Origin of the sequence: Agrobacterium salinitolerans (genome assembly GCF_002008225.1) — a bacterium.
Lineage (GTDB): Bacteria > Pseudomonadota > Alphaproteobacteria > Rhizobiales > Rhizobiaceae > Agrobacterium > Agrobacterium salinitolerans.
Genome location: NZ_MRDH01000025.1, coordinates 1 through 26732 on the forward strand (window position 1 = coordinate 1; position 26732 = coordinate 26732).

Genomic DNA, 26732 nt, shown 5'->3' on the forward strand with positions numbered 1-26732 from the left:
AAGACCACAACAAAACGTCATCATCCCGAAAAAGAAAAAACCCGCCGAAAATATCGACGGGTTTGTCAGCGGTCTGAAGCGGCCTTCGGGCCGCTTTTTTATTGTCGTCCTGTCTATGGTTTATGCAGGGCATTGCGAGCGTCAGCAGGCGAGATCGGCCACCACGGCATCGAGAATGAGCATGCCTGATGGTGTGCAGCGCAGGCGGGAATTGCCGATCCTCTCCACGAAACCGTGCTGGAGAAGAAACTCTTCCTTTTCCGGGTCAAGGTCGCGGCCGGAAAGATCGCTCCAGCGTGCGAGGTCGATGCCCTCGCGCAGGCGAAGCCCCATCAGTAGCAATTCGTCGGCCTGTTCGTCGACGCCAAGCAGTTCCTGATCGACCATGCCATGGCCTTCCCGTTCGACGGTTTCGAGCCAGGTTTCGGGGTGGCGTTCAGTCGCGGTGGCGAGCTTGGAAGCGCCACGCGTCAGGCGTCCATGCGCACCGGGGCCGATGCCGGCGTAATCGCCATAGCGCCAGTAGGTCAGGTTATGGCGGCTTTCGGCGCCGGGCCGGGCATGATTGGAAACCTCATAGGCGGGCATGCCGTAACGCTCGGTGATTTCCTGCGTCGCCTCATAAAGCACGGCGGAATGCTCGCCGTCGGGCACGATGAGCTTGCCGGCCTTGTGCAGGCCATAAAAGGGAGTGCCTTCTTCGATGGTCAGCTGATAGAGCGACAGATGATCGACGGCGTAGGAGACGGCCTCCTTCAGCTCGGCATCCCATTCGGCCACCGTCTGGTTCGGGCGGGCATAGATGAGATCGAAGGACATGCGCGGAAAAATCTCCCGCGCCAGCCGGATGGCTTTCAAGGCATCGGCAACATCATGCAGGCGGCCAAGGAACTTCAGGTCGCGGTCGTTCAGCGCCTGCACGCCGAGCGAGACGCGATTGACGCCCGCCGCGCGGTAACCGCGAAAACGCTCCGCCTCGACGCTGGAAGGATTGGCTTCCATGGTGATCTCGATACCATCAGGCACATGCCAGAACCGCGCCACGCCATCCAGCAGCGCGCCGACAGTCTGCGGGTCCATCAGCGAGGGCGTACCACCGCCCATGAAAATGCTGGTGACGACGCGCGGGCCGCTCAGCGTCCGCATATGTTCCATTTCACGCAGGAAAGCCGCCGTAAACCGTTCCTGATCCACCGGCCGGTGGCGGACATGGCTGTTAAAGTCGCAATAAGGGCACTTGGCCGCGCAGAAGGGCCAATGCAGATAAATCCCGAAGCCGGGATCGCCCGTATCCGGCAGAAGCGATGCGCCGGGGGCAGAAAGTTGGTGCTCCCCGACCATCGGGTTCATGCCTCCAGGCAGGTTTCTACGAATTTCTTGAAGGCGCGGGCGCGGTGCGACAATGCAAAGGCGTCGCCATGTTTCCAGCCATGTTTCTCATCCGCGCTCATTTCGCCGAATGTGGTCTCATATCCCTCGGGTTTAAAGATGGGATCATAACCGAAACCGCTCGTTCCGCGCGGCGGCCACACAACAGTGCCTTCCACCTCGCCACGGAAATATTCGACATGCCCGTCCGGCCAGGCGAGACACAGCACGCTGACGAAGCGGCCGGTGCGATCCTCCGGCTCCGAAGCTCCTCGCTCGGCCAGCGCATCCTCGACCTTCTGCATCGCCATGGCGAAATCGCGCGTCCCATCGGCCGTCTCCGCCCAATTGGCGGTATAGACACCCGGCGCACCGTCAAGCGCGTCGATAACAAGACCGGAATCGTCGGACAAGGCGGGCAGGCCTGATGCCTTCGCGGAGGCAAGCGCCTTGATGGCGGCATTTTCCTCGAAGGTGGTGCCCGTCTCGTCCGGTTCTGAGAAGTTCAGCTCCGCCGCAGATTTGGCGGAGAAACCGAAAGGGCCGATCAGATCGGCGATTTCGGCGATCTTGCCCTTGTTATGGCTGGCGACAATGATCGTTCTGGTATCGAGCTTGCGCATGGTTCTTTCCCGTCGGCTCAGGCGATCGCCTGTTTCTGAAGGGCGACCAGTTCGCTGCAACCGGCCTTGGCGAGACCGAGCAGCGTCAGGAATTCTTCCTCGGAGAAAGGCGCGCCTTCGGCCGTTCCCTGAACCTCGACGATACCGCCCGAGCCGGTGATGACGAAATTGGCATCGGTTTCGGCCGAGGAATCTTCGAGATAGTCGAGATCGATCACCGGCTGGTTGGCGAAGATGCCGCAGGAGATCGCGGCGATATGGTCCTTCAGAACTTTCTCGACCTTGATCATGTTGCGGGTTTCCATCCATTTCAGGCAGTCATGCAGGGCAATCCATGCGCCGGTAATGGAGGCGGTGCGGGTGCCGCCATCGGCCTGGATGACGTCGCAGTCGATGCTGATCTGGCGCTCGCCGAGCGCCTGCAGGTCGACGACGGCGCGCAGCGAGCGGCCGATGAGGCGTTGGATTTCCTGTGTGCGTCCGCCCTGCTTGCCGGAAGCGGCCTCGCGCTTCATGCGTTCATGGGTGGAGCGCGGCAGCATGCCATATTCGGCGGTGACCCAGCCCTTGCCGCTGTTGCGGAGCCACGGTGGCGTCTTTTCTTCAAGGCTTGCGGTGACGAGCACATGCGTGTCGCCGAATTTCACGAGACAGGAGCCTTCGGCATGTTTCGAGAAATTGCGTTCGAAGGAAACCTTGCGCATCTGGTCGGTTTTTCTGCCTGAAGGCCGCATATGATCCACTCTCCATGTTGGTCCCTGCCTTCTAAGGCGAGGTCCGGGCTTTTGCAAAGCCAATTTCCATTTTGCCGCGGCGTTGCAACGCATTATATTGATGCAAGCTGGTTTGAACGACAAAGAACGGACGAAATGGGTTTTTCCGCACCGCTATCACAAGATCACGCATCGCTGCTGGATGAGCGGTCTCGGGAAATTTTCCGGCGCATCGTCGAAGGTTACCTCGATACGGGCGAACCGCTCGGATCGCGCAGCCTGTCGCGACTTCTGCCGATGTCGCTTTCGCCTGCCTCCGTGCGCAATGTCATGAGCGATCTCGAGGAGCTCGGCCTCATTTATTCGCCGCATATCAGCGCCGGGCGTTTGCCCACGCAGACGGGATTGCGCTTCTTTGTTGATGCCTTCATGCAGGTGGGCGATCTGCCCGCCGAGGAGAGGGCTAGTATCGACCGCCAGATCGGGCCGGTCGCCGGTCACGAACAGTCGCTGGAAGGGTTGCTGACGGAAGCAAGCCGCATGCTTTCCGGCATGTCGCGTGGCGCCGGCCTGGTGCTGACCGCCAAGAACGATGTCATCCTCAAACATGTGGAATTCATAAGGCTGGAGCCCACCAAGGCGCTCGCAGTGCTGGTGGGTGACCACAATCAGGTCGAAAACCGCATTATCGAATTGCCGGCCGGTATTTCCTCGTCGCAATTGACCGAGGCTGCGAATTTCATCAATGCTCATCTCTCCGGTCAGACGCTGCATGAATTGCGCGGTCAGTTTCAGACGCAGCAGGCGGAACTGCAATCGGAACTCGGCATATTGGCGCAGGACCTCGTGGAACGTGGTCTTGCGGTGTGGGCGGGAGACAATGAAGAGGGGAAGCTCGGCCGTCTCATCGTTCGCGGTCGCTCCAACCTGCTCGAAGGCCTCGCCGGTGAAGAGGATATCGATCGGGTGCGCCTGCTGTTCGACGATCTGGAGCGCAAGGAAAATCTCATCGAAATCCTCAACCTTGCGGAAAGCGGCTCAGGCGTCAGGATTTTCATCGGCTCGGAAAACAAGTTGTTTTCGCTGTCCGGTTCGTCGCTGATCGTCGCGCCCTATCGTGACGAGGACAATCGTGTCGTGGGCGCGGTCGGCGTTATCGGCCCGACCCGGCTGAATTACGCCCGTATCGTGCCGATGGTGGATTATACCGCGCAGATCATGGCGCGCCTTTCCCGCAAGCAAAGATAGGACAGGCCCGCAAAGGTCACAGAATGCGGCAAGCTTTTCGCCGCAAGCCTTGATTTTTGCCCGTCAAAGCTCGATATCGGGCGCAACCAACAATATTCAAATCTGGAGAACGTCATGACCGACGATACAAAAAAGCCCGGACCTGACGCGGACGTCGCGGAAGAGTTTGTCGATCCTGCCCTGGTAGGTGAAGAACAGGCCGAAACGGCAGAACCCGATCCGGTCGAGCTGCTCAAGGCTGAGAACGCCGATCTGCGCGATAAATTCCTTCGCCTTGCGGCCGAGATGGACAATCTTCGCCGTCGCACCGAGCGCGATGTCAAGGATGCCAAGGCCTATTCCCTGGCCGGTTTCGCACGCGACATGCTCGCCGTTTCCGATAATCTTCGCCGCGCGCTCGAAGCCATTCCCGATGAGCTAAAGACCAACGGCGAAGCCGGTCTCAACGGTCTGATCGAAGGTGTCGAGATGACCGAACGCTCGATGCTGTCGACGCTGGAACGCCACGGTGTGAAGAAGATCGATGCCGAGGGCCAGAAATTCGATCCGAATTTCCATCAGGCCATGTTTGAGATTCCCAACACTAAGGTTCCAAACAACACCGTGTTGCAGGTGGTTCAGGCTGGTTTCACCATAGGCGATCGCGTCCTGCGTCCGGCGATGGTCGGCGTTGCCAAGGGCGGCCCGAAGGCGGACGTTGCAGCATCCTCTGAGCCGGGCACTTCGTCTCTCAATGAAAAGGACGCGTAAGGCTTCTGTCCTTACGTCATAAAAAACGCGCCTTCAGGGCGCGTTTTTTATTGCCGTTAAAACTAAGGCGGAACCCGCGATCAGGCCGCTGTTGCTTGCTCCTGATTGAGGAAAGCGTAGATTGCCGTGTCGGAATCGGTAGCGCGCAGTTTGGCGACCAGTTCAGGGTCGCGCAGGGCGCGTGCGATTCTGGACAAGGCCTTCAGATGATCCGCGCCGGCGCCCTCGGGCGCGAGCAGCAGGAAAACCAGGTCGACCGGTTGGTCGTCCAGCGCTTCGAAATCGACCGGTGTTTCAAGACGTGCGAAGACGCCGGTGATCTGATGGATGCTGTTGAGCTTGCCATGCGGAATGGCGATACCGTGGCCCACACCGGTGGAGCCGAGTTTCTCACGCTGGAGGATGACGTCGAAAACTTCCCGTTCCGAGACTCCGGTAATTCTGGCTGCCTTTGCGGCCAGCTCCTGAAGCAACTGCTTTTTGGAATTCACCTTGAGGGCGGGAATAATCGCATCTTGTTGCAGCAAATCTGCCAACGCCATTCTCTTTTTCCTTCATGCCATCGAGACGATGCAGGAGGCAGACTGCACTTTCGCGCCCTGCCTCCCACGTCTTGTCAGACTGTTCAGCTCTTGATCGTTTCCGCGTCGATCCAGCCAATATTGCCGTCATGACGCCGGTAAACGATGTTGAGATATTCCTTGCCCGGGCTGCGGAACAGCAGAACCGGTTCGTCCGTCATGTCGAGCGCCATCACGGCGCTGGCGACGGACATCGTCTTAATCTGTTTGGAACTCTCCGCAACGATGGTGGGTGCGTAATCGTCAGGAACCTCATGGTCCTCATCGGGAACAGCATCCATCACCGTATAGGCGATCTCCTGCGACATGCCATTGGCGCCATTATGGTGATCCTTAAGCTTGCGCTTGTAGCGGCGCAGGCGCTTCTCGATCCGCTCTGCGGCGGCATCGAAGCTCGCCTGCGGATCATTTGCCTGACCCGCCGCGTGCAATACAACGCCGGTATCGAGATGCAGCTTGCAATCGGCGGCAAAACGCGATCCGGATTTCTCCACGGTTACCTGGCCTGAATACCCCCCATCGAAGTATTTGGTAACCGCCAGACCTATATTGTCCTCAATCCGCTGCCGGAAAGATTCACCGATCTCCATATGTTTACCAGATACACGCACACTCATGGAAATTTTCCTTTTTGTAGTGATTTGCGAGTACCAGCTTACGTCAAGCCGCGCGCGCATCCAAGCGTTTCGAAGACCTTAAAAAGCCCTCATTCGAATTTTACGCCCATGGACGGTGGAGATGAATCCGTTACAAATGACCTTGCTGACGTGTGCGGCGGGCTTCTAGCCGCTGCCGTGGCAAGAGTCAATGGTGCGGCAAAAAACCGCCATAAACGTTGTTCGTGGCTACCGCTCAGAATACAGCCAGCTTGGCCAACGCCTTCTTTTCCCGACGCCTCTGCACGGAGGAGGGGATGTTCATCGCCTCCCGATATTTGGCGACGGTGCGCCGGGCGATATCGACGCCGCTCTTTTTCAGGTTGTCGACGATATCATCGTCTGAAAGAACCGCCTCGGCGGCTTCCTGCGCGATCATGGCCTTGATGCGGTGACGCACCGCTTCCGCCGAATGGCTGTCTCCGCCTTCCACGGCGCTGATCGAGACGCTGAAGAAATATTTCAGTTCGAACAGCCCGCGCGGCGTCAGCATGTATTTTTTTGTTGTCACCCGGCTGACGGTGGATTCATGCATCTTGATGGCGTCGGCCACCGTCTTGAGGTTCAGCGGGCGCAGCTGGTCGACACCATTGACGAGGAAGGCATCCTGCTGGCGAACGATTTCCGTCGCCACCTTCATGATCGTCCGGGCGCGCTGGTCGAGGCTGCGGGTCAGCCAATGGGCCGTTTGCATGCATTCGGCCAGAAAATCCTGATCCTCGCCCGCGCGCGCCTTATGTTTCGACACCTCGGCGAAGTAACTCTGGTTGATGAGCACGCGCGGCAGGGTCTCTGGATTGATTTCCACCAGCCAGCCGCCGGTGGAGGAGGGGCGAACGATAATATCGGGAACGATGGTCTCCGAAACCATTGAATCGTAACCGGCGCCGGGGCGGGGATTGAGCGTGCGGATTTCCGCCAGCATGTCGAGGAGATCTTCCTCATCGACGCCGCAGATTTTTTTCAAGGAGGCGAAGTCGCGTTTCGCCAGAAGTTCCAGATTGTCGACGAAAGCCCGCATGGCCGGGTCGAGCCGATCCTTCTGGGCAAGCTGGATCGACAGACACTCGCTTAAGGAACGGGAAAATACACCCGGTGGGTCGAAGCCCTGAAGCGTCTTCAGAACGTATTCGACCGCCGATGGAGCCGCCCCCAGCCGTTCGGCGACGTCGTCGACGGCATCCGCCGCAATATAGCCGGTCTCGTCAAGCTGGCCGATCAGCGCATCGGCGATCATCCGGTCCTCGGCGGCGGATATGGCGAGCGGCAGTTGCTGATTGAGATGGTCGCCGAGGCTCTGTCTGGCCGCAACGAAATCGTCGAGATCGTAACTTTCTCCCGACTCCTGGCCGGGCATGGATTTCCATTGGCCGGCCAGTTCGGGCGCATCGGCCTTTCTGGGCTCGGCATCGTCGGGAAAGACGTTTTCAAAGCTGGTGTCAAGTTGCTCGCCGAGATTTGCGGCGCGGTCGCCGTACCAGTCGTCACTGTCTGACGTCACCGTGGCGGATCTCTCCGAACTTTCGCTATCGGCGTCGCCAAAACTTTCCGCGTCTACAGGTGTATCGCTGCTTAAATCGCCATCGTTTGCCGCAATTTCCAGCAGCGGATTGCGCTCTACCTCCTGCGCGATGAACTGCGTCAGCTCGAAATGCGTCATCTGAAGCAGCTGGATGGACTGCATCAGTTGCGGTGTCATCACGAGAGACTGGTTTTGACGCAGCAAAAGGCTGGCAGACAATGCCATGGCGGACGCGAAACTCCCCTTACAGCTTCTCCATCGTCTGATTTTCCAGAAATTTTACTGAGACGACAGGACTTGGCCCAAAAATTGCTTTTTTATTTTGTTTGGTCAAGCGTCAGGGCCGGGCGCGATGAAGAATCTTTCGCGTGCCGATCATGATGATTTAAAGCCGAAACGACCTGAAATCCTAAATCATGATATAGATCATATAATTAGAGCCGGATTTCAAGCAAAACCGCACACAGGCTTCGCCGTCCGGCTCCAGGTCTCAAAGGCTGAAATTATTGCCGAGATAGAGCCGGCGCACATCCGGATTGTTGACGATATCGTCCGGACGCCCATGCGTCAGCACTTCGCCGGCATGGATGATGTATGCGCGGTCGATGAGGCCGAGCGTTTCACGGACATTGTGGTCAGTCACGAGAACGCCGATGCCACGCGCTGTCAGGTGCCGCACCAGATTCTGGATATCGCTGACCGAAATCGGATCGACGCCCGCGAAGGGTTCATCCAGCAGCATGAAGGTCGGATCGGTCGCGAGCGCGCGGGCAATCTCCAGACGCCGCCGCTCGCCGCCCGAAAGCGCCACGGCCGGCGATTTCCGCAGTTGCGCGATATGAAACTCTTCCAGCAGCTCATCGAGCTTGCGGTTGCGCTTGTCAGCGTCCGGCTCATGCACTTCCAGTACGGCGCGGATGTTTTCCTCGACCGTCAATCCCCGGAAGATCGAAGCTTCCTGCGGCAGGTAACCGACGCCGAGACGGGCGCGCCTGTACATCGGCATGGTGGTGACATCATTGCCGTTGATGGCGATCTTGCCGGTATCGACGGGCACCAGGCCCGTTATCATATAAAAACAGGTGGTTTTTCCGGCGCCGTTCGGGCCGAGCAGACCCACGGCTTCGCCACGGCGCACGACCAGCGAAACCCCGTTGACGACGCGGCGCGTATTATAGGTCTTCGTCAGGCCATGCGCGATCAGCGTGCCCTGATAGGGGGTCTTGTCCACCGGCGAGGCTGCGTCCGCGGATCGATCGCGCCCGCCGCCGAATATCTTTGAGATCGAGGGTATCTTCACGAGGAAAGACTACTGTTTTTTCTGGGATTTCGGATCAAGCATGATCCGAACAGGGCCGCCGCAGCTTTCCAGCTTGGCCTGCCCCGTATTCATCAGCACGGTCAGCTTGCAGCCGGTGAAGACATTCGTACCTTCAGACAGCACGACCTGCTTGCCCGTCAGAATGAAGGTCTGCGCCGCCATGTCGAATTCACCGTGGTCGGCCGTGGCTTTCTGGGTCTCGGACGTCAGATAGACATTATTGTCGACGAAGATTTTTTCGATATTGGCGTCGCCGCTGGTGAGCGAAGAACCCTCGCCCTTGTAATTCACCGTCATCTTGCCAGCCTGAAGGGTGGTCGTTCCCTGCACCACTTTCACATTGCCGGTGAAATAGGCCTTGCGCTCCTGATCGCGAATCTCGAGCTGATCGCTTTCAATCGCGATAGGCTGGTCACCGGAGAGTTTGACGCCCTGCATGTTGCTGGTGGTGTTCTGGGCGAAGGCCACAGTTGCAAGACACGAAAGAACAAGACCTGCGGCTGCAAGGCCGGCGGATTTGCCGAGGGAAACGGGACGGGAAATTTGCATCATCTGGACCGGGCTCTCACTTGCCTTCATTCTTGATATTGGATGCAGCGATACGTGCCCGTACCTGCCCCGAAAATGTAATTGTTTTGCCATTATCGGCGATGTCAATCGATTGCGCAACAATCGAGCCGTCGTTTGTTTTGATCGAAACCGGCTCTTTGCTGCTCATTTTTCCGGCCTTCAGATCGACATCCGCAGACTGGAACTTCGCTTGTATGCCATTGCTGAGATTGATGTCAAAAGGCGCAGTCATCTTCAGCGTGTTGGTCGCCCGGTCGAAAATGCCTTCCTGGGCGATCACCTGCGCAACACTGTCGTTTACCGGCACTGCCGCCAGAACCTTTTCAAGCGTCATGAGATTGGGGTTGGCGATGTCCTGCAACGCACGGTCGGCGTTCATGGAATAATCGATCCCCTTCTCGTTGCGACCGGCGACAGCAGGCTTTTCCATCACGATCTTGCCGTCTTCAATTCGTGCGCTCTCAAGAGAGACCTCGTCGGGGGCCCAGGTTCGGATAACCGAAACCGCGATGAAGGCGAGCGAAATGATTGCCGCGCCGAGCGGCAGAATGATCTTCAGCCGCTTCACGCGCGTGGAATGCCGCAGCGCGGTGTCATAGGCGCCGTTCTGGTCATTGCGCAGCGAAAATGCTGGCGCGGGTTCGCGGAGTCTTTCGAGCATAAGAGCGGGTCCGGAATGCCTCTAGGGCGCCATAATGGCGCATCATCGAAGCTTGTGTCTCTATCTAAATGTCTTTGGCATGTGTGCTTTGTCCTGCCAATATGGTTTTTGTCTGGATAGGTGCAAGGGAAATGCGAATTTTATCTTAATTCTGGTTTCCTTATTGTTTCCTTGCGGCTTCGCGTTAGAAGAACCATATGGCCTGAAGCGCAAAAGCGGATGACAGGGGTTTTTATGGACAACATGGCGATAGCGGATCGCAGGCGGTTGCGCCGCAAGCTGAGTTTCTGGCGGATTGCCGCCGTTCTGCTGCTTGTCGCCGGCGCTTTCGGTCTTTACCGGTTTTCATGGGATGGACCGCAGCAAAGTGCGAAGCCTCATATTGCCCGCGTCGAGGTTTCCGGCCTGATCACCGACAATAGCGAACTGCTCGAGCGGCTCGACAAGATCGCAAGGAGCGAGAATGTCAAAGGGCTGATCGTGTCGATTTCCTCGCCAGGCGGCACCACCTATGGCGGGGAGCGCATCTTCAAGGCTATCAGAGGTGTGGCCGAAAAGAAGCCGGTTGTGTCCGATGTCCGCACGCTTGCCGCTTCCGCCGGTTATATGATCGCATCGGCAGGCGATGTCATCATTGCCGGTGAAACCTCGATCACCGGCTCGATCGGGGTGATTTTCCAATACCCCCAGATCGGCCAGCTGATGGACAAGCTCGGCGTCTCGCTGCAGGAAATCAAGTCGTCACCGATGAAGGCCGAGCCTTCGCCTTTCCATGAGGCGCCCGAAGAGGCAAAGACCATGATCCGCGCCATGGTGATGGACAGCTACGGCTGGTTTGTCGATCTCGTTGCCGACCGTCGCAAATTGCCGCGCGAGGACGTGCTGAAACTGGCGGACGGTTCAATTTACACCGGCCGGCAGGCGCTTGCCAACAAGCTCGTCGATACGCTCGGCGGCGAAAAGGAAATTCGCAGCTATTTCGAGACACGCGGTGTTGCCAAGGATTTACCGATCGTCGAATGGCGCGCGCCATCGTCCCGTTCGCCTTTTGCGCTTTTTAGTGTTGCGCAAATAGCGAAACTTCTGGGATATGATGATTTAATTCCCTTCGCAGGCCCCAGCCAGCTCGGTGCGGACAAGTTGTTTCTTGACGGTCTTGTTTCCGTTTGGCAGGTTGAGCCGCGTTAAAAATCCAATTCTTTCAGGGGGCAACCGTGATCAAGTCTGAACTGGTGCAGATCGTTGCTGCGCGTAACCCGCACCTTTATCACCGCGACGTGGAAAACATCGTCAATGCGGTGCTGGATGAAATCACCGATGCCCTGGCGGCAGGAAATCGTGTCGAACTTCGTGGTTTCGGCGCATTTTCGGTGAAGAACCGTCCGTCCCGCTCGGGCCGGAACCCGCGTACGGGTGAGTCGGTTTTCGTCGAGGAAAAATGGGTGCCTTTCTTTAAAACGGGCAAGGAACTGCGCGAGCGCCTGAACCCGGGTATGGGCGACGAAGAGGACGATTGATCGTTCTTGACGCCGGGCGACTGAAGAGGAGCCTGCGAAACGCCCGCAGCGATGGAGTATTGTCGGATGTCGAAAAAAATCATCAACCTCATCATCCTGCTTCCACTGGCGATCATCCTCGTCATCCTTTGCGTGGCCAATCGTCAGTCGGTAACCCTGGCGCTCAATCCGTTCCGGCCGGAAGACGGCGTTCTGTCCTTCACCGCGCCGTTTTTTGTTTTCCTGTTTCTGGCGGTCATTTTTGGCGTTCTCATGGGCTCGGCGGCCACATGGTTTGCGCAGGGCAAACATCGCAAACGTGCCCGTATCGAAGCAAAAGAGGCCGTTCGCTGGCACGATGAGGCGAACCGCCAGAAGGCGGCCACCACAGGGCAACTGCCGCATGCGGGACAACTCCCGGCAAAGTGATGGTGCCGACAGTCGCTGCGGCTCTAGTCGAGCGGCGTGCGGAATGCTATTTGCTGGCGCAATAAGACGCGGGCAGAAGCGGAAAGATTTCCATTGAAGAAAAAAGATAGCCGGCCGGGCAATCGTGCGCGTGCCGGGAGCGAAAAAAAACAGGTCCATGCCGCAAAGCCGGCGCGGCGCACGGATACGGCGCCGAAGAAGCGCGAGCCGGACGCAGTCCGTAGCGTGCCGAAACCTGCGCCAAGGGAAAAGGCCATTCCGGTGGCGGCCGTTGAACAGGTGCCCGCGCGGCCCCTCAAGCATCGCACCGGTGAACTGCCAGCGGAACAGGTTCCTGTCATTCTGGAATCGAGCGGCGCGGGTGATTTTCACCTGATCGACAGCGGTAACGGCCTGAAGCTCGAACAATATGGCGATTACCGCATCGTTCGCCCCGAGGCGCAGGCTCTCTGGAAGCCTTCGATCCCGGACCGCGTATGGCAGAATGCCGATGCTGTCTTTACCGGCGATACGGATGAGGATGGCATGGGCCGCTGGCGCTTCCCGAAGGCGGCGCTCGGCGAAACCTGGCCCCTTTCCCTGCTTGGTATCGAATTTCTCGGCCGCTTCACGGCCTTTCGTCATGTCGGCGTCTTTCCGGAACAGATCGTGCATTGGGAATGGCTGAAACATGCCGTCGAAACGGCCGATCGCCCGCTGAAAGTGCTGAACCTCTTCGGTTATACCGGCGTCGCGTCGCTGGTCGCGGCGGCCGCAGGCGCTGAAGTCACCCATGTCGATGCTTCCAAGAAGGCGATTGGCTGGGCCAAGGAAAATCAGGCGCTTGCCGGGCTCGAGCAGGCGCCGATCCGCTGGATTTGTGAAGACGCGATGAAGTTCATCCAGCGTGAGGAACGCCGGGGCAGCAGCTACGACATCATCCTCACCGACCCGCCGAAATTCGGCCGCGGCACCCATGGCGAGGTCTGGCAATTATTCGACCATCTGCCGCTGATGCTGGATATCTGCCGCGAAATCCTGTCGCCCAAGGCGCTCGGCCTTGTGCTGACGGCCTATTCGATCAGGGCCAGCTTCTATTCGATGCATGAGCTGATGCGTGAAACCATGCGCGGCGCCGGCGGTGTCGTCGCGTCCGGCGAGCTCGTCATTCGCGAGGCCGGGCTTGATGGCAAGACGCCGGGCCGTGTGCTGTCGACATCGCTGTTCAGCCGCTGGGAGCCGAAATGATGAAAGATATGCGCGAAAATACCACGCGCCGGGTTGGCCAGGTCAAGGAAGTGACCAGCCTTGCCAATCCCATCATCAAGGACATCAAGGCGCTCACACAGAAAAAGGGTAGGGAAGAGACCGGCACCTTCATGGCAGAAGGCCTGAAGCTGGTCATTGACGCGCTCGAACTGGGCTGGACGATCAAGACGCTGGTTTACGCAAAGGCCGCCAAGGGCAAGCCGCTGGTGGAGCAGGCGGCGGTCAAAACGGTCGCGTCGGGCGGACTGGTTCTCGAAGTCAGTGAAAAGGTAATCGCCTCGATCACCCGCCGCGACAATCCGCAGATGGTCGTCGGTATTTTTGAACAGAAATGGAAACCGCTGAAGGAGATCCGCCCGGAAAAGGGCGAGACCTACATCGCGCTCGACCGGGTTCGCGATCCCGGCAATCTGGGCACCATCATCCGCACTGCCGATGCGGCGGGTGCTTCGGGCGTCATTCTTGTCGGCGACTGCACCGATCCGTTTTCGCTGGAAACGGTGCGCGCCACCATGGGGTCGGTCTTCGCCACGCCCGTCGCCCGCGCTTCGGCCGAGGAATTCCTGTCCTGGAAAAAATCGGCGCAGGTCAGCGTCGTAGCCACCCATCTGGCCGGTTCGGTGGACTATCGAAAGATCGACTACGCCGGAAAGCCGGTCGTGCTCTTGATGGGCAACGAACAATCCGGCCTGCCGCCGGAACTCGCCGGCAAGGCCGACCAGTTGGCGCGCATTCCCCAGCAGGGCCGCGCCGACAGCCTCAATCTCGCCATCGCAACCGCCGTCATGCTGTTTGAGGCGCGGCGACATCTCCTCCAACTCGCACCGGTGACGTAATGGCCAAAGCGGCATTGTTCTCGAAAATCGGCCCGGCTTTCGCGTTGATCGCCGCCGCGCTGGTGCTGGACCAGATCGTCAAGCAGCTGGTCGAAGCCTATCTGCCGCTGCAGGAGATGGTTCCCGTTGTCCCGTTCCTGGCGCTTTATCGCACCTACAATCTCGGCGTGGCCTTTTCGATGCTGGAGGACATGCACGGCTGGTTCATCGTCAGCATGCGGCTCGTCATCGTGGTCTTCGTCTTGTGGCTGTGGCGAAAGACGGCGGAGGACCGTACCTTTGCCCATCTCGGTTTCGCCTTCATCATCGCAGGTGCTGCCGGCAATCTGCTCGACCGTTTTTTTTACGGCCATGTCATCGACTATATCCTGTTCCACACGCAGACATGGTCTTTCGCAGTCTTCAATCTGGCTGACAGTTTCATAACCATCGGCGCAGCCTGCGTCATTCTCGACGAGTTTTTGCACGCCCGGACGGCTAAAAAGTAAAATTTTAGGGTTTCAGCCAAACATATCAAAACCGCTGCCGTGGTAGCGGTTGCCTATGAGCAAACTGACAAGACTTCGTCAAAAAGTTTCAGATGAGCTGGGCCTGGCCGCGACGGCGGCGCAGCCGGCGGATCGTGTCGAGGCAATAACGCGCCATGCGGATGAAGAACATGCGCCCGATGCCAGATCGATCGCATTCTATGTCGCCGTGTCGTTATCGCTCGGGGCTTTTTCCGCCGCCTTGATTGCGCTTGCCATGCCTTACGCGGTTACCGTCGCGCTGGCGACCTTGTTTGGCGCCGTGCTCGTCGGCGTCCTGCTCTACGCGCTCTTCGGCGAACCTTCCCGGCATCCCCCTGCGCTGGATGAAGGATCCGATCTCCGGCTGAGACAAGCGCAAAACCGCTCGCTGATTGCCGAAATGCAGGAATTCATGGGTGATATCGTCGTGGTCCGCGACATGAACCGGCGCATTGTCGAGGCGAACGGGGTCTTTCGGGAAATCACCGGCTGCGCCGCGCCCGAAGGGCTCAGCTGCGAGGAAATCGGCATCGCTTTCCGTCCGGGCGACAAGATCCATGCCTATGATGTGGAGATCGCGACCCCGTTCGGCCAGCGCATCTTTTCCTGGCATGATGTCGTGACCCGCGATCTGGCAAGCAGCCGTCTTCTCATCAGCAGCATTGCCCGGGATGTGACCGAGGAGCGGCTTGCGCTGGCCGAAAGGGAAGACGCCAGGCTGCGCGCCGAACAGGCCGATGCTGAAAAAGCGCGGCTGCTTGCAACGGTAAGCCATGAAATCCGCCTGCCGCTTTCCGGTATGCTGGGCATGAACCATCTTCTGTCGAAGACGAGGCTCAACGAAGAGCAGCGAAATTATCTCGATGGCATGCGCCAATCCGGCCAGTCGCTGGTGCAGCTTGTCGAGGATCTTCTGGATTATTCGACCATGGAGGCCGGCCGCTTCAGGCTCAATCCGCGCGCGGAAAACCTGCGCCGGCTGATCGAGAGCATCGTCGAGATGCTGGCCCATCGCGCCCATGAAAAAGGCATAGAGATCACCTCTTTCGTCGCGCCGAATGTGCCTGATCATCTCGATTTTGATCCGGCGAGGCTACGTCAGGTCCTCTTCAATCTCCTCGGCAATGCCGTCAAATTCACGCAGGAAGGCGGCGTCGTCATCCGGGCGCGCATGTCCGACGACGAGTTGCACATCACCGTCGAAGATACCGGCCCAGGCATGAGCCGGGCGGAACAGACCCGTATTTTCGGGGAATTCGAACAGGCAGGCCCTTTGTCGCAACGAAGCGCCGGTACGGGCCTCGGACTTGCGATCTCCGCCCGTATCGTGCGGGAATTCGGCGGCCGTCTCACGGTCTCGAGCCGCAAGGGCAAGGGCAGTACTTTCAAACTGGCGTTTCGCCCGGCGGGCGCCCCTGCCGAAATGGCGGATCCAGGACGGCGTCATTGTCTGCGGCATACAAATGTCCTGCTCATCGCACCAAAAGGCGTGGCGGCGGCGGTGACGATGGAGGCGATCGAGGCTTTCGGCGGTCGATGCACGCTCATTCATCAGCCTGAGGATTTGGAAGAACTGAGGAAGGGTTCTGCCACGCGGCCGGTCGAGCTTACCGATATCATCGTCGACCAGCGCAGTTCGCCGCTGTTCAGGGATGCCCTGAAAGATTGGCCGCAGCAGAATGTCCGCCGCACGCTGTTGGTCAGCCCCGAAGAGCGGCCGTCGACCATGCATGTGGCCTTCGATGCCTGGTTGATTCGGCCGTTGCGGGAAAAATCCCTGATCGACGTCCTGTGCGGTCGTCTGCGCGGCATTGAGCGGCGCGACGCCATAAACGACAACCACCCGGATGTGGGTTTTTCTTCGCGGGTGACGGAAGGGGGGAGCGGTATCGAGATACTCGTTGCCGAAGATGATGCCGTCAATCAGCGCATCATTCGCGTCGTTCTGGAAAAAGGCGGCTACATCGTCCGCGCTGTCGAGGACTTTGAAGCGTTGCGGCAATCTGTAGAGCCGGGGGCATCCCGCCTCCCCGATCTCATCGTGTCCGATCTCAACATGCCGGGCGGCGAGGGGCTCAATGTTCTTCCCGAACTTCTCCATACGCTGAAGGGCGAAAGAAATATTCCCGTCATCGTGCTCAGCGCAGATGCGAGTGACGCAACCGCCGAAATCCTGCTGAAGGCTGGTGTCGGCGCGGTTTTGGCCAAGCCTGCCGATCCGCGACGGCTGATTGAGGAAATTCGCCGCCTGGTGGGGGTGAAACGGCTGTCGCTGTCATAACTTGACAGACTCGCACTGGCGGCGTTTTGTCACTATTCTGTCGTCAATTAGTGATTTATGACAGGAAAATTGTTTGGTGGCGGAGCGATTCCCCATGGTTGCCGAAATCCTCAATCACGACATTTGTGAAAACAATGTTGTCATTAGCCCCCGTCCCGAGACAACTCAGGACAATGAGGGTCTTTTCGGCCGCATAGGCACGCTGGAAACGCGGCTCGCCAGAAATGAACGCGAAATCGATGCCGCGCAATCCGTGCGTTATCGGGTTTTCGTCGAGGAAATGAAGGCGCGGCTTCCCGCGGAAGCGATGCGCCGCGAGCGCGACATCGATGCGTGGGACAGCGTCTGCGACCATCTTCTCGTGCTCGACAAGGCGATTGAAGGCGATAGTGAGGACCAGATCGTCGGCACCTATCGCCTGCTGCGGCAGGAAATCGCGCTTGCCAATAACGGTTTTTATTCCGCCAGCGAATTCGATATTGCCGGTCTCGTCGCGCGCCATCCCGGCAAGCGCTTCATGGAGCTTGGCCGTTCCTGCGTGCTGCCGGAATATCGCACCAAGCGCACCGTGGAACTTCTGTGGCAGGGCAACTGGGCCTATGCCGTCAAACACCGCATGGATGCCATGATCGGTTGCGCCTCCTTTCCCGGCGTGCAGCCGGAAGCCCACGCGCTTGCTTTGTCTTTCCTGCACCATAATTGTCTGGCCAAAGGCGAGTGGGAAGCTTTCGCCCTTCCCGAGCTTTATCGTGAGATGGACCTCGTGCCGGCAGAGGCGCTAAACGCCCGCAAGGCGCTGAACGCCATGCCGCCGCTGATCAAGGGCTATATGCGTCTCGGCGCCATGTTCGGCTCCGGCGCGGTCGTGGATCATGCCTTCAACACCACGGATGTGCTCGTGGTCCTGCCGGTTTCGTCCATCGCCGGCCGTTACATCAGCTATTATGGCGGTGAGGCCGAACGCATCAACGGCTGACCGGGTTTTGATCGAGACCTTCAGGATGTTCCTGTGGGCAGCGGTGCCGTGTGTGTTGTGTTGGTGCGGGCAAAGCCGCTAGTGTCGGCGCTCTTTTCCGCAACACGATATGACATCGGCAGGCCATTGACGGACGTTCTGACAACCGCTTCCCTGATCTCGGAAGAGAGCCGCGCGACGGCCACTCCGATGATGGAGCAATATATCGAGATCAAGGCGAACAATCCCGGTTCGCTGCTGTTCTACCGCATGGGCGATTTTTACGAATTGTTCTTCGACGATGCGGTGGAGGCTTCCCGCGCTCTCGGCATCACGCTGACGAAACGCGGCCAGCATATGGGTCATGATATCCCGATGTGCGGTGTCCCCGTCCATGCGGCGGATGACTATCTCCAGAAACTCATCCTGCGCGGTTATCGTGTCGCCGTGTGCGAACAGGTGGAAGACCCGGCGGAAGCGAAGAAGCGCGGCTCGAAATCGGTGGTCAAACGTGATGTGGTGCGACTTGTCACGCCCGGCACGCTGACCGAAGAAAAACTGTTATCGCCGACGGAATCCAACTATCTGATGGCGCTGGCCCGTATTCGGGGTAGTGCGGAGGCGCAGTTCGCGCTCGCCTGGATCGACATTTCCACCGGCGTCTTCCGTCTGGCGGAAACCACGCTGACCCGGCTTCTGGCCGATATCTGGCGCATCGATCCGCGCGAGCTGATCGTCGCCGATAGCCTGTTCCATGATGAAGAGCTGCGGCCGGTTTTCGATGTGCTGGGCCGGGTCGCGGTGCCGCAGCCGGCGATCCTCTTTGACAGCGCCACGGCGGAAGGGCGCATTGCGCGCTATTTCAATGTCTCGACGCTTGATGGTTTCGGCACTTTTTCGCGCGTGGAACTGGCGGCCGCCGCCGCTGCCGTCGCTTATGTCGAAAAAACCCAGATTGCCGAACGCCCGCCACTCGGCGCGCCGGAACGCGAAAGCGCGGCCTCCACGCTTTTCATCGATCCCGCCACCCGCGCCAATCTGGAACTTGTGAAGACGCTGTCAGGCGAAAGGGACGGATCGCTCCTGCATGCCCTCAACCGCACCGTGACGGGCGGCGGTGCTCGGCTTCTGGCCGAACGGCTGATGTCTCCCTTGACCGATCCGGAAAGGATCAATGCCCGTCTCGATGCGGTCGCCTATCTCATCGATGACGTCTCCCTTTGCGACGGCCTGCGCGATGCGCTGAAACAGGTGGCGGACATGCCGCGTGCGCTTTCCCGTCTTGCGCTGGAGCGTGGCGGCCCGCGCGACCTCGGCGCCATCAGGCAAGGCCTTGCTTCGGCAGAAAAGATCGCGGCCATTCTCGATCAGGGATTGTTGCCGGATGAGCTTGCCGCGGCGCTCGCGGATTTGAAAGCCCTGCCGGGTGGTCTGGAAGCCATGCTCGGCTCGATGCTGGCCGATGAACTTCCGCTTCTGAAGCGTGATGGCGGATTTCTGCGCGAAGGCGCTAATTCCGAACTCGATGAGGTACGGGCGCTGCGAGACCAGTCACGTCGTGTGATCGCCGGGCTGCAGCTGAGATACGCCGATGAGACCGGCATCAAGTCGCTCAAAATCAAGCATAACAATGTGCTGGGTTATTTCATTGAGGTCACGGCGGGCAATGCCGATGTGATGACGACGACGGATGAGGCCAAGGCGCGCTTTATCCACCGCCAGACCATGGCCGGCGCCATGCGTTTCACCACCACCGAGCTTGCGGATCTCGAAAGCCGCATTGCCAACGCCGCTGCGCAGGCTTTGACCATGGAACTGGAAGCCTTCGAGCGCATGGTCAAGGCTGTTGTGCAACAGGCGGAAGCGATCAAGGCCGGTGCGCTGGCGCTTGCGGTGATCGATGTCGCCTCGAGCCTTGCCTATCTCGCCACCGAACAGGCCTATTGCCGCCCGATCGTCGATGCCTCCATGACCTTTTCCATCAAGGGCGGGCGCCATCCCGTGGTGGAGCAGGCCTTGCGGCGCCAATCCGCCGGACCGTTTATTGCCAATAATTGCGATCTGTCGGCCGTCAATAACGGCAAAAACGGTGCCATCTGGCTGCTCACCGGTCCCAACATGGGCGGTAAATCGACCTTCCTGCGCCAGAATGCCCTGATAGCCATCCTCGCGCAGATCGGGTCTTTCGTGCCGGCGGAAGCTGCTCATATCGGCGTCGTGGATCGCCTTTTCTCGCGTGTCGGCGCATCGGACGATCTGGCGCGCGGCCGATCGACCTTCATGGTGGAAATGGTGGAAACCGCCGCCATTCTCAATCAGGCGACGGATCGTTCGCTGGTCATTCTGGACGAGATCGGCCGCGGCACGGCGACCTTTGACGGTCTTTCCATCGCCTGGGCTGCGGTGGAGCATCTGCACGAGGTCAATCGCTGCCGTGGTCTCTTCGCCACCCATTTCCACGAATTGACGGTGCTGTCGGAAAAACTTGGCCGCCTTTCCAATGCCACGATGCGGGTGAAGGAGTGGGAAGGCGACGTCATCTTCCTGCACGAGGTTGGACCGGGGGCTGCGGATCGTTCCTATGGCATTCAGGTGGCGCGGCTTGCGGGCCTGCCTGCATCGGTTGTGGAGCGCGCCCGCGAGGTGCTGACGAAGCTCGAAGATGCCGACCGCAAGAACCCGGCTAGCCAGCTGATCGACGATCTGCCGCTGTTCCAGATCGCGGTTCGCCGCGAGGAAAGCCGCAAGACTGGCGCATCAAAGGTGGAGGACGCTCTGAAGGGGTTCAACCCTGACGAAATGACGCCGCGTGAGGCATTGGACGCGCTCTATGCGTTGAAGAAAGAACTTGGCAAGGCTTGAAGGGATAGATTGCCTGTCCATCGCCTTTAAAACTCGCTATAGGACACTCCCATCGCAAGTGGTGGGATTTCCCACAGGACATGGATACCGGCATAGATGGCCATCAAGGACCTGGATTTTTCCGACATTCTCGATGTATCGGCGCTCAAGCGCGAATGCGACATCATCTTCAGGGAAGATGGCAAACGTATTGCCGATATTCGCTCCGATCTGCTGCCGATCTTTCGCAGGGCCAGTACGGAAGGTCGGGAAAAGGCCAGAAATCTGCTGAAAGCCGATGGCAGCGGCATCGATTGCGCCAGACGCCTCTCCTGGCTTCAGGATCGGCTGATCGAAATCCTCTATGATCTCGCGTGCCAATATGTCTATCCGAAAGATGCGCCGCACATTGCCGTCGCTGCGGTCGGCGGTTACGGTCGCGGCACGCTGGCGCCGGGATCGGACATCGACCTTCTGTTCCTGCTGCCGGCCAAGAATACGCCGGATATGCACAAAGCCGTGGAGTTCGTGCTCTATCTGCTGTGGGATCTCGGTTTCAAGGTCGGACACGCCACCCGCACGGTGGATGAATGCATCCGCCTCTCCAAATCAGATATGACGATCCGCACCGCCATTCTGGAAGTGCGGGCGATCTGCGGCAAAAAATCCCTGACCGACGATCTGGAAAAACGCTTCGAGTCGGAAGTCGTTACCGGCACCGGTCCGGAATTCATCGCCGCAAAGCTCGCCGAGCGCGACCAGCGCCACCGCAAGGCGGGCGATACGCGTTATCTGGTGGAGCCGAACGTCAAGGAAGGCAAGGGCGGGTTGCGCGACCTGCACACGCTGTTCTGGATCGCCAAATATTATTACCACGTTCGCGATACGGCCGATCTGGTGAAGCTCGGCGTCCTGTCGAGATCAGAACTGAAGCTGTTCGAAAAGGCCGATGATTTTCTCTGGGCGGTTCGCTGCCAGATGCATTTCATCACCAACAAGGCCGAGGAGCGATTGTCGTTCGACATTCAACGCGAGATTGCCGATGCGCTGGGTTATCAGTCGCGCCCCGGCCTTTCCGCTGTCGAACGCTTCATGAAGCACTATTTCCTCGTGGCGAAGGACGTCGGAGACCTGACTCGTATCGTCTGCGCCGCACTTGAAGACCGGCAGGCGAAGGACGTGCCCGGTCTTTCCGGCGTCCTCAGCCGTTTTGCCCACCGTGTGCGCAAGATTCCCGGGTCGGTGGAGTTTGTTGAGGATCGCGGCCGCATCGCGCTGGCCAAACCGGATGTCTTCAAGAACGACCGGGTCAATCTGATCCGGCTGTTCCACATTGCCGATATCAACAATCTCGAACTGCATCCCGACGCGCTTCGTGTCGTCACGCGCTCACTGTCGCTCATCAATGACGAGTTGAGGGAAAACGAAGAGGCAAACCGGCTTTTCCTGTCGATCCTGACGTCCCGGCGCGATCCGGCGCTGACCCTGCGCCGCATGAACGAGGCCGGCGTTCTCGGCAAGTTCATCCCCGAATTCGGCAAGATCGTCGCGATGATGCAGTTCAACATGTATCATCATTACACGGTGGATGAGCATCTGATCCGCTCTGTCGGCGTTCTGTCGGAAGTGGACAAGGGAACGGCCATTGACGCCCATCCGCTCGCCAACCAGTTGATGCCAAGCGTCGAGGAACGCGAGGCGCTTTATGTGGCCGTGCTGCTGCACGATGTGGCGAAGGGCCGGCAGGAGGATCATTCGATTGCCGGTGCCCGCGTCGCCCGCAAGCTCTGCCAGCGTTTCCGCCTCACCGGCAAACAGACCGAAACGGTTGTCTGGCTGATCGAGCAGCATCTTTTGATGTCCATGGTCGCCCAGACGCGCGACCTGCACGACCGCAAGACCATCACCGATTTCGCCGACAAGGTGCAATCCATGGAGCGGCTGAAGATGTTGCTCATTCTGACGGTCTGCGATATTCGCGCCGTCGGCCCGGGCGTCTGGAACGGCTGGAAGGGGCAGCTGCTGCGTTCGCTCTATTACGAAACCGAACTGCTGCTGTCAGGCGGGTTCTCGGAAGTTTCCCGCAAGGAGCGCGCGCAGATCGCCCGGCAGGCGCTATACGACGCCCTTGAGGATTGGGGGCAGAAGGCGCGGCGCAAATACACCAAGCTGCACTATGAGCCCTATCTGCTGACAGTGGCGCTGGAAGACCAGGTGCGCCACACTCGCTTCATCCGCGAGGCTGACAAGCAGGAAAAAGCGCTGTCGACCATGGTGCGCACCCACTCCTTCCATGCCATTACGGAGATTACCGTGCTGGCGCCGGACCATCCGCGCCTGCTATCCATCATCACCGGCGCCTGCGCGGCGGCGGGCGCAAACATCGCCGATGCGCAAATCTTCACGACTTCCGACGGGCGGGCGCTGGATACGATCCTCATCAATCGCGAATTTCCGATCGATGAGGACGAGACACGGCGCGGCAATAATATCGGTAAGCTCATCGAGGAGGTCCTGTCCGGCAAGCAGCGCCTCCCGGAAATGATCGCCACGCGCACCAAAAGCCGCAAGAAGAAGAGCGCTTTCACCATTCCGCCGTCGGTCATCATTTCCAACGGGCTTTCGAATAAATTCACTGTCATCGAGGTCGAGTGCCTCGACCGACCGGGGCTTCTGGCGGATATGACGGCCGTTATCGCCGATCTGTCGCTCGATATTCACTCTGCCCGCATCACTACCTTCGGCGAAAAGGTCATCGACACCTTTTATGTGACTGACCTCTTCGGCCAGAAGGTGACGAATGATAATCGGCAGGCCAGCATTGCGCAGCGCTTGAAGGCTGTGATGAGCGAGCAGGAAGACGAATTGCGCGACCGCATGCCGAACGGCATCATCGCCCATCCAGACGTGGCGGCTCTGCCGGCCGCGCGCACGGCGAAGGCTTGATATCATGAGCCTGATCGGCAAGTTCGCCACCGTTGGCACCGCCACGCTCGGCAGCCGCATTTTCGGCTTCCTGCGCGAAACCCTGATGGCCGCCGCCGTCGGCACGGGGCCTGTGGCCGACGCCTTCAACGCCGCGTTCCGGTTTCCCAACACCTTTCGGCGGCTTTTTGCCGAAGGTGCGTTCAACTCGGCTTTCGTGCCGCTTTTCGCCAAGGAGATCGAGGCGAACGGCATGGAGGGCGCAAGACGTTTTTCCGAAGAGGTCTTCGGCGTTCTGTTCACCGTGCTTCTGGCCCTGACAATTCTGATGGAATTGTCGATGCCGTTCATCGTGCGCACCGTTATTGCGCCGGGCTTTCTGGAAGACCCGGTGAAATTCGAAAACACCGTTCATCTCGCCACCATCATGTTTCCTTATCTCGCCTGCATGTCTTTGGCGGCGATGATGGGCGGCATGTTGAACTCGCTGCACCGTTATTTCGCGGCCGCGATCGCCCCTGTCTTTCTCAACATCATCCTCATCGGCGTGCTCGCCTTGGCATGGTGGAAGAATTACGATCCTTTGCAGGTGGGTTATGCGCTCTCGTGGGGCGTGATGGCGGCGGGTCTGGTGCAACTCGCCATCGTCTGGATCGCCGTGCGCAATGCCGGCATGCGCATCGGTTTCCGCAGGCCGCGGCTGACGAAGAACGTGCAGCGCCTTCTGGTTCTGGCCCTGCCGGCAGCCATCACCGGCGGCATCACCCAGATCAATCTTTTGATCAACACCAATATCGCATCGGCCGGCGAAGGCGTGATCTCCTCGCTTGCCTATGCCGACCGGATTTACCAGCTGCCGCTCGGTGTCGTCGGCATCGCGGTGGCCACCGTGCTTCTGCCGGAACTGGCGCGGGCGTTGCGCGGCAGGCACATGGTGGAGGCGGGAAGCCTGCAGAACCGCTCGGTCGAATTCGTACTGTTTCTGACATTGCCCGCTGCTGCCGCCCTTTTGGTAATGGCGGAACCTATCGTTCGTTTTCTTTACGAGCGCGGCAACTTCTCGCCTTCGGCCACCGTCACCGTCGCGCAAATCCTTGGCATTTACGGTCTGGGCCTGCCGGCTTTCGTACTGATCAAGGCCTTCATTCCGGGCTTCTTCGCCCGCGAGGATACGCGCACACCGATGATCTTCGCGGCGATTTCCGTCGTCGTGAACGTTTCCCTGGCGCTGACACTGTTTCCGCGGCTTGGAGGCCCGGGCATAGCCATTGCCGAAATCACCGCCGGCTGGGTCAATGCCACCCTGCTGTTCGGCATGCTTTTGTGGCGCGGTCACTGGCAGGTGGATATTCCACTGCTCACCCGTATTCCACGCCTGCTGCTGGCTGCGGCCTTGATGGCCGGTTTCGTGCACTATGCGCTGACCTATTTGACTTTCGAATTGTCTTCCGCTTCGTCCATTTTCGTGCGGGCAGGTACCATCATGGCTCTCGTCTTCGCGGCCATGCTGGTTTATTTCGTGCTCGCTTTCGTTTCCGGCGGCGCCGATATCGGCATGGTCAAACGAGCCATCCGCAAGCGCGGCAAGAAGAACATCGAGACGGAGGCGGGCTGATGTGCTTTGCCGCGAACCGCCGCATCGCGCTCGTCACGCTTGTCGTGGACGATTACGATCGGGCGAAGGCGTTTTATTGCGACGTTCTCGGATTTGAGTGCCTTTCCGATCAGCCGCTTGGCGACGGCAAAAGATGGCTGGTGGTGAAGCCACAAGGAACCGAGGGCGGCGGCCTCCTGCTTGCCGAGGCGGATGGTGAGCCGCAGACGCTTGCTATCGGCAACCAGACCGGCGGGCGCGTCGGATTTTTCCTGCATACCGACGATTTTGCACGTGACTATGAAACCATGATTGCGCGCGGTGTGCGCTTTCTGGAAGAGCCGCGCCATGAGATTTACGGCTCCGTTGCGGTCTTTGCCGATCCTTATGGAAATCGCTGGGATCTTCTGGAACCGCGCGGCTGACATGCCCTGAAACCGCTTGATTGCTGGGGGCTGCGGGTGCATAAGCGCGCGTGCAATTCCAACCATGGGGCGGGGCCCTCCACAAGCCTTTTCGAGGACGACAATGAACGCATTCAAGCCGCTGGTTTTCTCGGGCGTCCAGCCGACCGGCAATCTGCATCTCGGCAATTATCTCGGCGCCATCCGCAAATTTGTGGCACTGCAGGAAGATAACGACTGCATCTATTGCGTCGTCGATATGCATGCCATCACCGCCCAACTCGTTCACTCCGACCTGAAGGCGCAGACCCGCTCGATTGCGGCCGCCTTTATCGCCGCCGGCATCGACCCCGTGAAGCACATCGTCTTCAACCAATCGGCGGTGCCGCAGCATGCCGAACTGGCCTGGGTGTTCAACTGCGTGGCGCGCATCGGCTGGATGGAGCGCATGACGCAGTTCAAGGACAAGTCCGGCAAGAATACCGAGCAGGTGTCGCTTGGACTGCTCGCCTATCCGAGCCTGATGGCCGCGGACATCCTTGTTTATCGCGCCACCCACGTTCCTGTCGGCGACGACCAGAAGCAGCATCTTGAACTTGCTCGCGATATAGCCCAGAAATTCAACATCGATTTCGGCGACCATATCCGCAAGGCGGGCCTCGGGCTGGATATCACCGTGGGCGATGAGCCGGTGCACGCCTATTTCCCTATGGTGGAGCCGCTGATCGGTGGCCCGGCGCCGCGCGTGATGTCGCTGAAGGACGGCACCAAGAAGATGTCGAAGTCCGATCCCTCCGATCTGTCGCGCATCAATCTGATGGACGATGTCGATGCGATCTCGAAGAAGATCAAGAAGGCAAAGACCGATCCGGATGCGCTGCCGAGCGAAGTGGAAGGCCTGAAGGGTCGCCCCGAGGCCGAAAACCTCGTCGGCATCTATGCCGCGCTTTCCGACAGGACCAAGGCGGATGTTCTTTCCGAATTCGGCGGACAGCAGTTCTCGGCCTTCAAGCCGGCCCTGGTCGAGCTTGCCGTCCATGTTCTGGCCCCCGTCAATAACGAGATGCGCCGCCTTCTCGATGACCCGACCCATATCGACGCCATCCTCAGCCAAGGCGGCGAGCGGGCGCGCACCATTGCCGAAAAGACGATGAACGAAGTGCGCGACATCATCGGCTTCCTGCGCTGACAGGTCGCTGCT

Annotated in this window: 25 protein-coding genes; 16 read left to right on the plus strand and 9 right to left on the minus strand. The window is 59.2% G+C overall.

Annotation, left to right across the window (positions count from 1 at the left end; genetic code table 11):
• On the plus strand, nucleotides 1-189 hold a 189-nt coding region (locus BS627_RS24725), incomplete at its 5' end, for a hypothetical protein (RefSeq protein ID WP_205635504.1).
• Here BS627_RS24725 and hemW read toward each other — a convergent pair.
• Genes hemW through rph form a run of 3 tightly spaced genes read right to left on the minus strand, consistent with a single transcriptional unit; the run spans nucleotide 142 to nucleotide 2725 of the window.
• On the minus strand, nucleotides 142-1341 hold the full coding sequence (hemW, locus tag BS627_RS17180) for a radical SAM family heme chaperone HemW (protein ID WP_077984471.1): 1200 nt from the start codon (nucleotides 1339-1341) through the stop codon (nucleotides 142-144). The genes BS627_RS24725 and hemW overlap by 48 nt on opposite strands.
• Nucleotides 1342-1346: 5 nt before the next feature.
• Nucleotides 1347-1991, minus strand: a complete 645-nt coding sequence (gene rdgB, locus BS627_RS17185) for an RdgB/HAM1 family non-canonical purine NTP pyrophosphatase (RefSeq protein WP_077984402.1) — start codon at nucleotides 1989-1991, stop codon at nucleotides 1347-1349.
• Nucleotides 1992-2008: 17 nt separating this feature from the next.
• Entirely contained in the window at nucleotides 2009-2725 is a 717-nt protein-coding gene (rph, locus tag BS627_RS17190) for a ribonuclease PH (protein WP_003503798.1), read from the minus strand.
• Nucleotides 2726-2860: 135 nt separating this feature from the next.
• Here rph and hrcA point away from each other — a divergent pair, with 135 nt between their 5' ends.
• Both hrcA and grpE read left to right on the plus strand, forming a co-directional pair.
• Nucleotides 2861-3952, plus strand: a complete 1092-nt coding sequence (gene hrcA / locus BS627_RS17195) for a heat-inducible transcriptional repressor HrcA (protein WP_077984403.1) — start codon at nucleotides 2861-2863, stop codon at nucleotides 3950-3952.
• 114 nt (nucleotides 3953-4066) lie between these two features.
• Nucleotides 4067-4702, plus strand: coding sequence for a nucleotide exchange factor GrpE (gene grpE, locus BS627_RS17200; protein WP_077984404.1), 636 nt, complete (start codon nucleotides 4067-4069; stop codon nucleotides 4700-4702).
• An 80-nt stretch (nucleotides 4703-4782) separates the two neighbouring features.
• Here grpE and ptsN read toward each other — a convergent pair whose 3' ends face one another.
• The 6 genes from ptsN to lptC form a co-directional block, all read right to left on the minus strand.
• Nucleotides 4783-5244: a PTS IIA-like nitrogen regulatory protein PtsN gene (gene ptsN / locus BS627_RS17205; protein ID WP_003503792.1), complete on the minus strand. Its 462-nt coding sequence runs from the start codon at nucleotides 5242-5244 to the stop codon at nucleotides 4783-4785.
• Nucleotides 5245-5327: 83 nt separating this feature from the next.
• Nucleotides 5328-5900: a ribosome hibernation-promoting factor, HPF/YfiA family gene (gene hpf, locus BS627_RS17210; protein WP_077984405.1), complete on the minus strand. Its 573-nt coding sequence runs from the start codon at nucleotides 5898-5900 to the stop codon at nucleotides 5328-5330.
• Nucleotides 5901-6135: 235 nt separating this feature from the next.
• Entirely contained in the window at nucleotides 6136-7686 is a 1551-nt protein-coding gene (gene rpoN / locus BS627_RS17215; RefSeq protein ID WP_077984406.1) for an RNA polymerase factor sigma-54, read from the minus strand.
• A 265-nt stretch (nucleotides 7687-7951) separates the two neighbouring features.
• Nucleotides 7952-8737, minus strand: a complete 786-nt coding sequence (gene lptB / locus BS627_RS17220) for an LPS export ABC transporter ATP-binding protein (protein ID WP_420836199.1) — start codon at nucleotides 8735-8737, stop codon at nucleotides 7952-7954.
• A gap of 33 nt (nucleotides 8738-8770) precedes the next feature.
• Nucleotides 8771-9334, minus strand: a complete 564-nt coding sequence (locus BS627_RS17225) for an LptA/OstA family protein (RefSeq protein WP_077984408.1) — start codon at nucleotides 9332-9334, stop codon at nucleotides 8771-8773.
• 13 nt (nucleotides 9335-9347) lie between these two features.
• Nucleotides 9348-10013 (minus strand): LPS export ABC transporter periplasmic protein LptC, encoded by a 666-nt coding sequence (gene lptC, locus BS627_RS17230; protein WP_077984409.1) that lies wholly within the window; start codon nucleotides 10011-10013, stop codon nucleotides 9348-9350.
• A gap of 234 nt (nucleotides 10014-10247) precedes the next feature.
• Here lptC and sppA point away from each other — a divergent pair, with 234 nt between their 5' ends.
• The 13 genes from sppA to trpS all read left to right on the plus strand — a co-directional run bounded on the left by sppA (nucleotide 10248) and on the right by trpS (nucleotide 26720).
• Nucleotides 10248-11201: a signal peptide peptidase SppA gene (gene sppA, locus BS627_RS17235; RefSeq protein ID WP_077984410.1), complete on the plus strand. Its 954-nt coding sequence runs from the start codon at nucleotides 10248-10250 to the stop codon at nucleotides 11199-11201.
• Nucleotides 11202-11203: 2 nt separating this feature from the next.
• Nucleotides 11204-11530, plus strand: coding sequence for an integration host factor subunit beta (locus BS627_RS17240; protein ID WP_219256707.1), 327 nt, complete (start codon nucleotides 11204-11206; stop codon nucleotides 11528-11530).
• Between the two features lie 66 nt (nucleotides 11531-11596).
• A complete protein-coding gene (locus tag BS627_RS17245) occupies nucleotides 11597-11938 on the plus strand; it encodes a LapA family protein (RefSeq protein ID WP_162520623.1) in 342 nt (113 codons plus the stop codon).
• Between the two features lie 93 nt (nucleotides 11939-12031).
• On the plus strand, nucleotides 12032-13165 hold the full coding sequence (locus BS627_RS17250; RefSeq protein ID WP_089153264.1) for a class I SAM-dependent methyltransferase: 1134 nt from the start codon (nucleotides 12032-12034) through the stop codon (nucleotides 13163-13165).
• Nucleotides 13162-14022, plus strand: a complete 861-nt coding sequence (locus BS627_RS17255; RefSeq protein WP_077984412.1) for a TrmH family RNA methyltransferase — start codon at nucleotides 13162-13164, stop codon at nucleotides 14020-14022. Before BS627_RS17250 ends, BS627_RS17255 begins: the two co-directional genes overlap by 4 nt.
• Nucleotides 14022-14510: a signal peptidase II gene (gene lspA / locus BS627_RS17260; protein ID WP_077984413.1), complete on the plus strand. Its 489-nt coding sequence runs from the start codon at nucleotides 14022-14024 to the stop codon at nucleotides 14508-14510. Before BS627_RS17255 ends, lspA begins: the two co-directional genes overlap by 1 nt.
• A 55-nt stretch (nucleotides 14511-14565) precedes the next feature.
• Complete coding sequence (locus BS627_RS17265; protein ID WP_077984414.1) at nucleotides 14566-16812, plus strand: hybrid sensor histidine kinase/response regulator; 2247 nt, start codon at nucleotides 14566-14568, stop codon at nucleotides 16810-16812.
• Nucleotides 16813-16906: 94 nt separating this feature from the next.
• Entirely contained in the window at nucleotides 16907-17788 is an 882-nt protein-coding gene (gene olsB, locus BS627_RS17270; protein ID WP_077984415.1) for a l-ornithine N(alpha)-acyltransferase, read from the plus strand.
• Nucleotides 17789-17977: 189 nt separating this feature from the next.
• On the plus strand, nucleotides 17978-20629 hold the full coding sequence (gene mutS, locus BS627_RS17275) for a DNA mismatch repair protein MutS (protein ID WP_077984473.1): 2652 nt from the start codon (nucleotides 17978-17980) through the stop codon (nucleotides 20627-20629).
• 96 nt (nucleotides 20630-20725) lie between these two features.
• On the plus strand, nucleotides 20726-23554 hold the full coding sequence (locus tag BS627_RS17280; RefSeq protein WP_077984416.1) for a [protein-PII] uridylyltransferase: 2829 nt from the start codon (nucleotides 20726-20728) through the stop codon (nucleotides 23552-23554).
• Nucleotides 23555-23558: 4 nt separating this feature from the next.
• Nucleotides 23559-25148 carry a murein biosynthesis integral membrane protein MurJ gene (gene murJ, locus BS627_RS17285; protein WP_077984417.1) on the plus strand — a complete coding sequence of 530 codons (1590 nt, stop codon included), beginning with the start codon at nucleotides 23559-23561 and terminating at the stop codon, nucleotides 25146-25148.
• On the plus strand, nucleotides 25148-25552 hold the full coding sequence (locus BS627_RS17290; protein WP_077984418.1) for a VOC family protein: 405 nt from the start codon (nucleotides 25148-25150) through the stop codon (nucleotides 25550-25552). The genes murJ and BS627_RS17290 overlap by 1 nt, the downstream gene beginning before the upstream one ends.
• Nucleotides 25553-25655: 103 nt before the next feature.
• On the plus strand, nucleotides 25656-26720 hold the full coding sequence (gene trpS / locus BS627_RS17295) for a tryptophan--tRNA ligase (RefSeq protein WP_077984419.1): 1065 nt from the start codon (nucleotides 25656-25658) through the stop codon (nucleotides 26718-26720).
• Nucleotides 26721-26732: the final 12 nt, after the last annotated feature.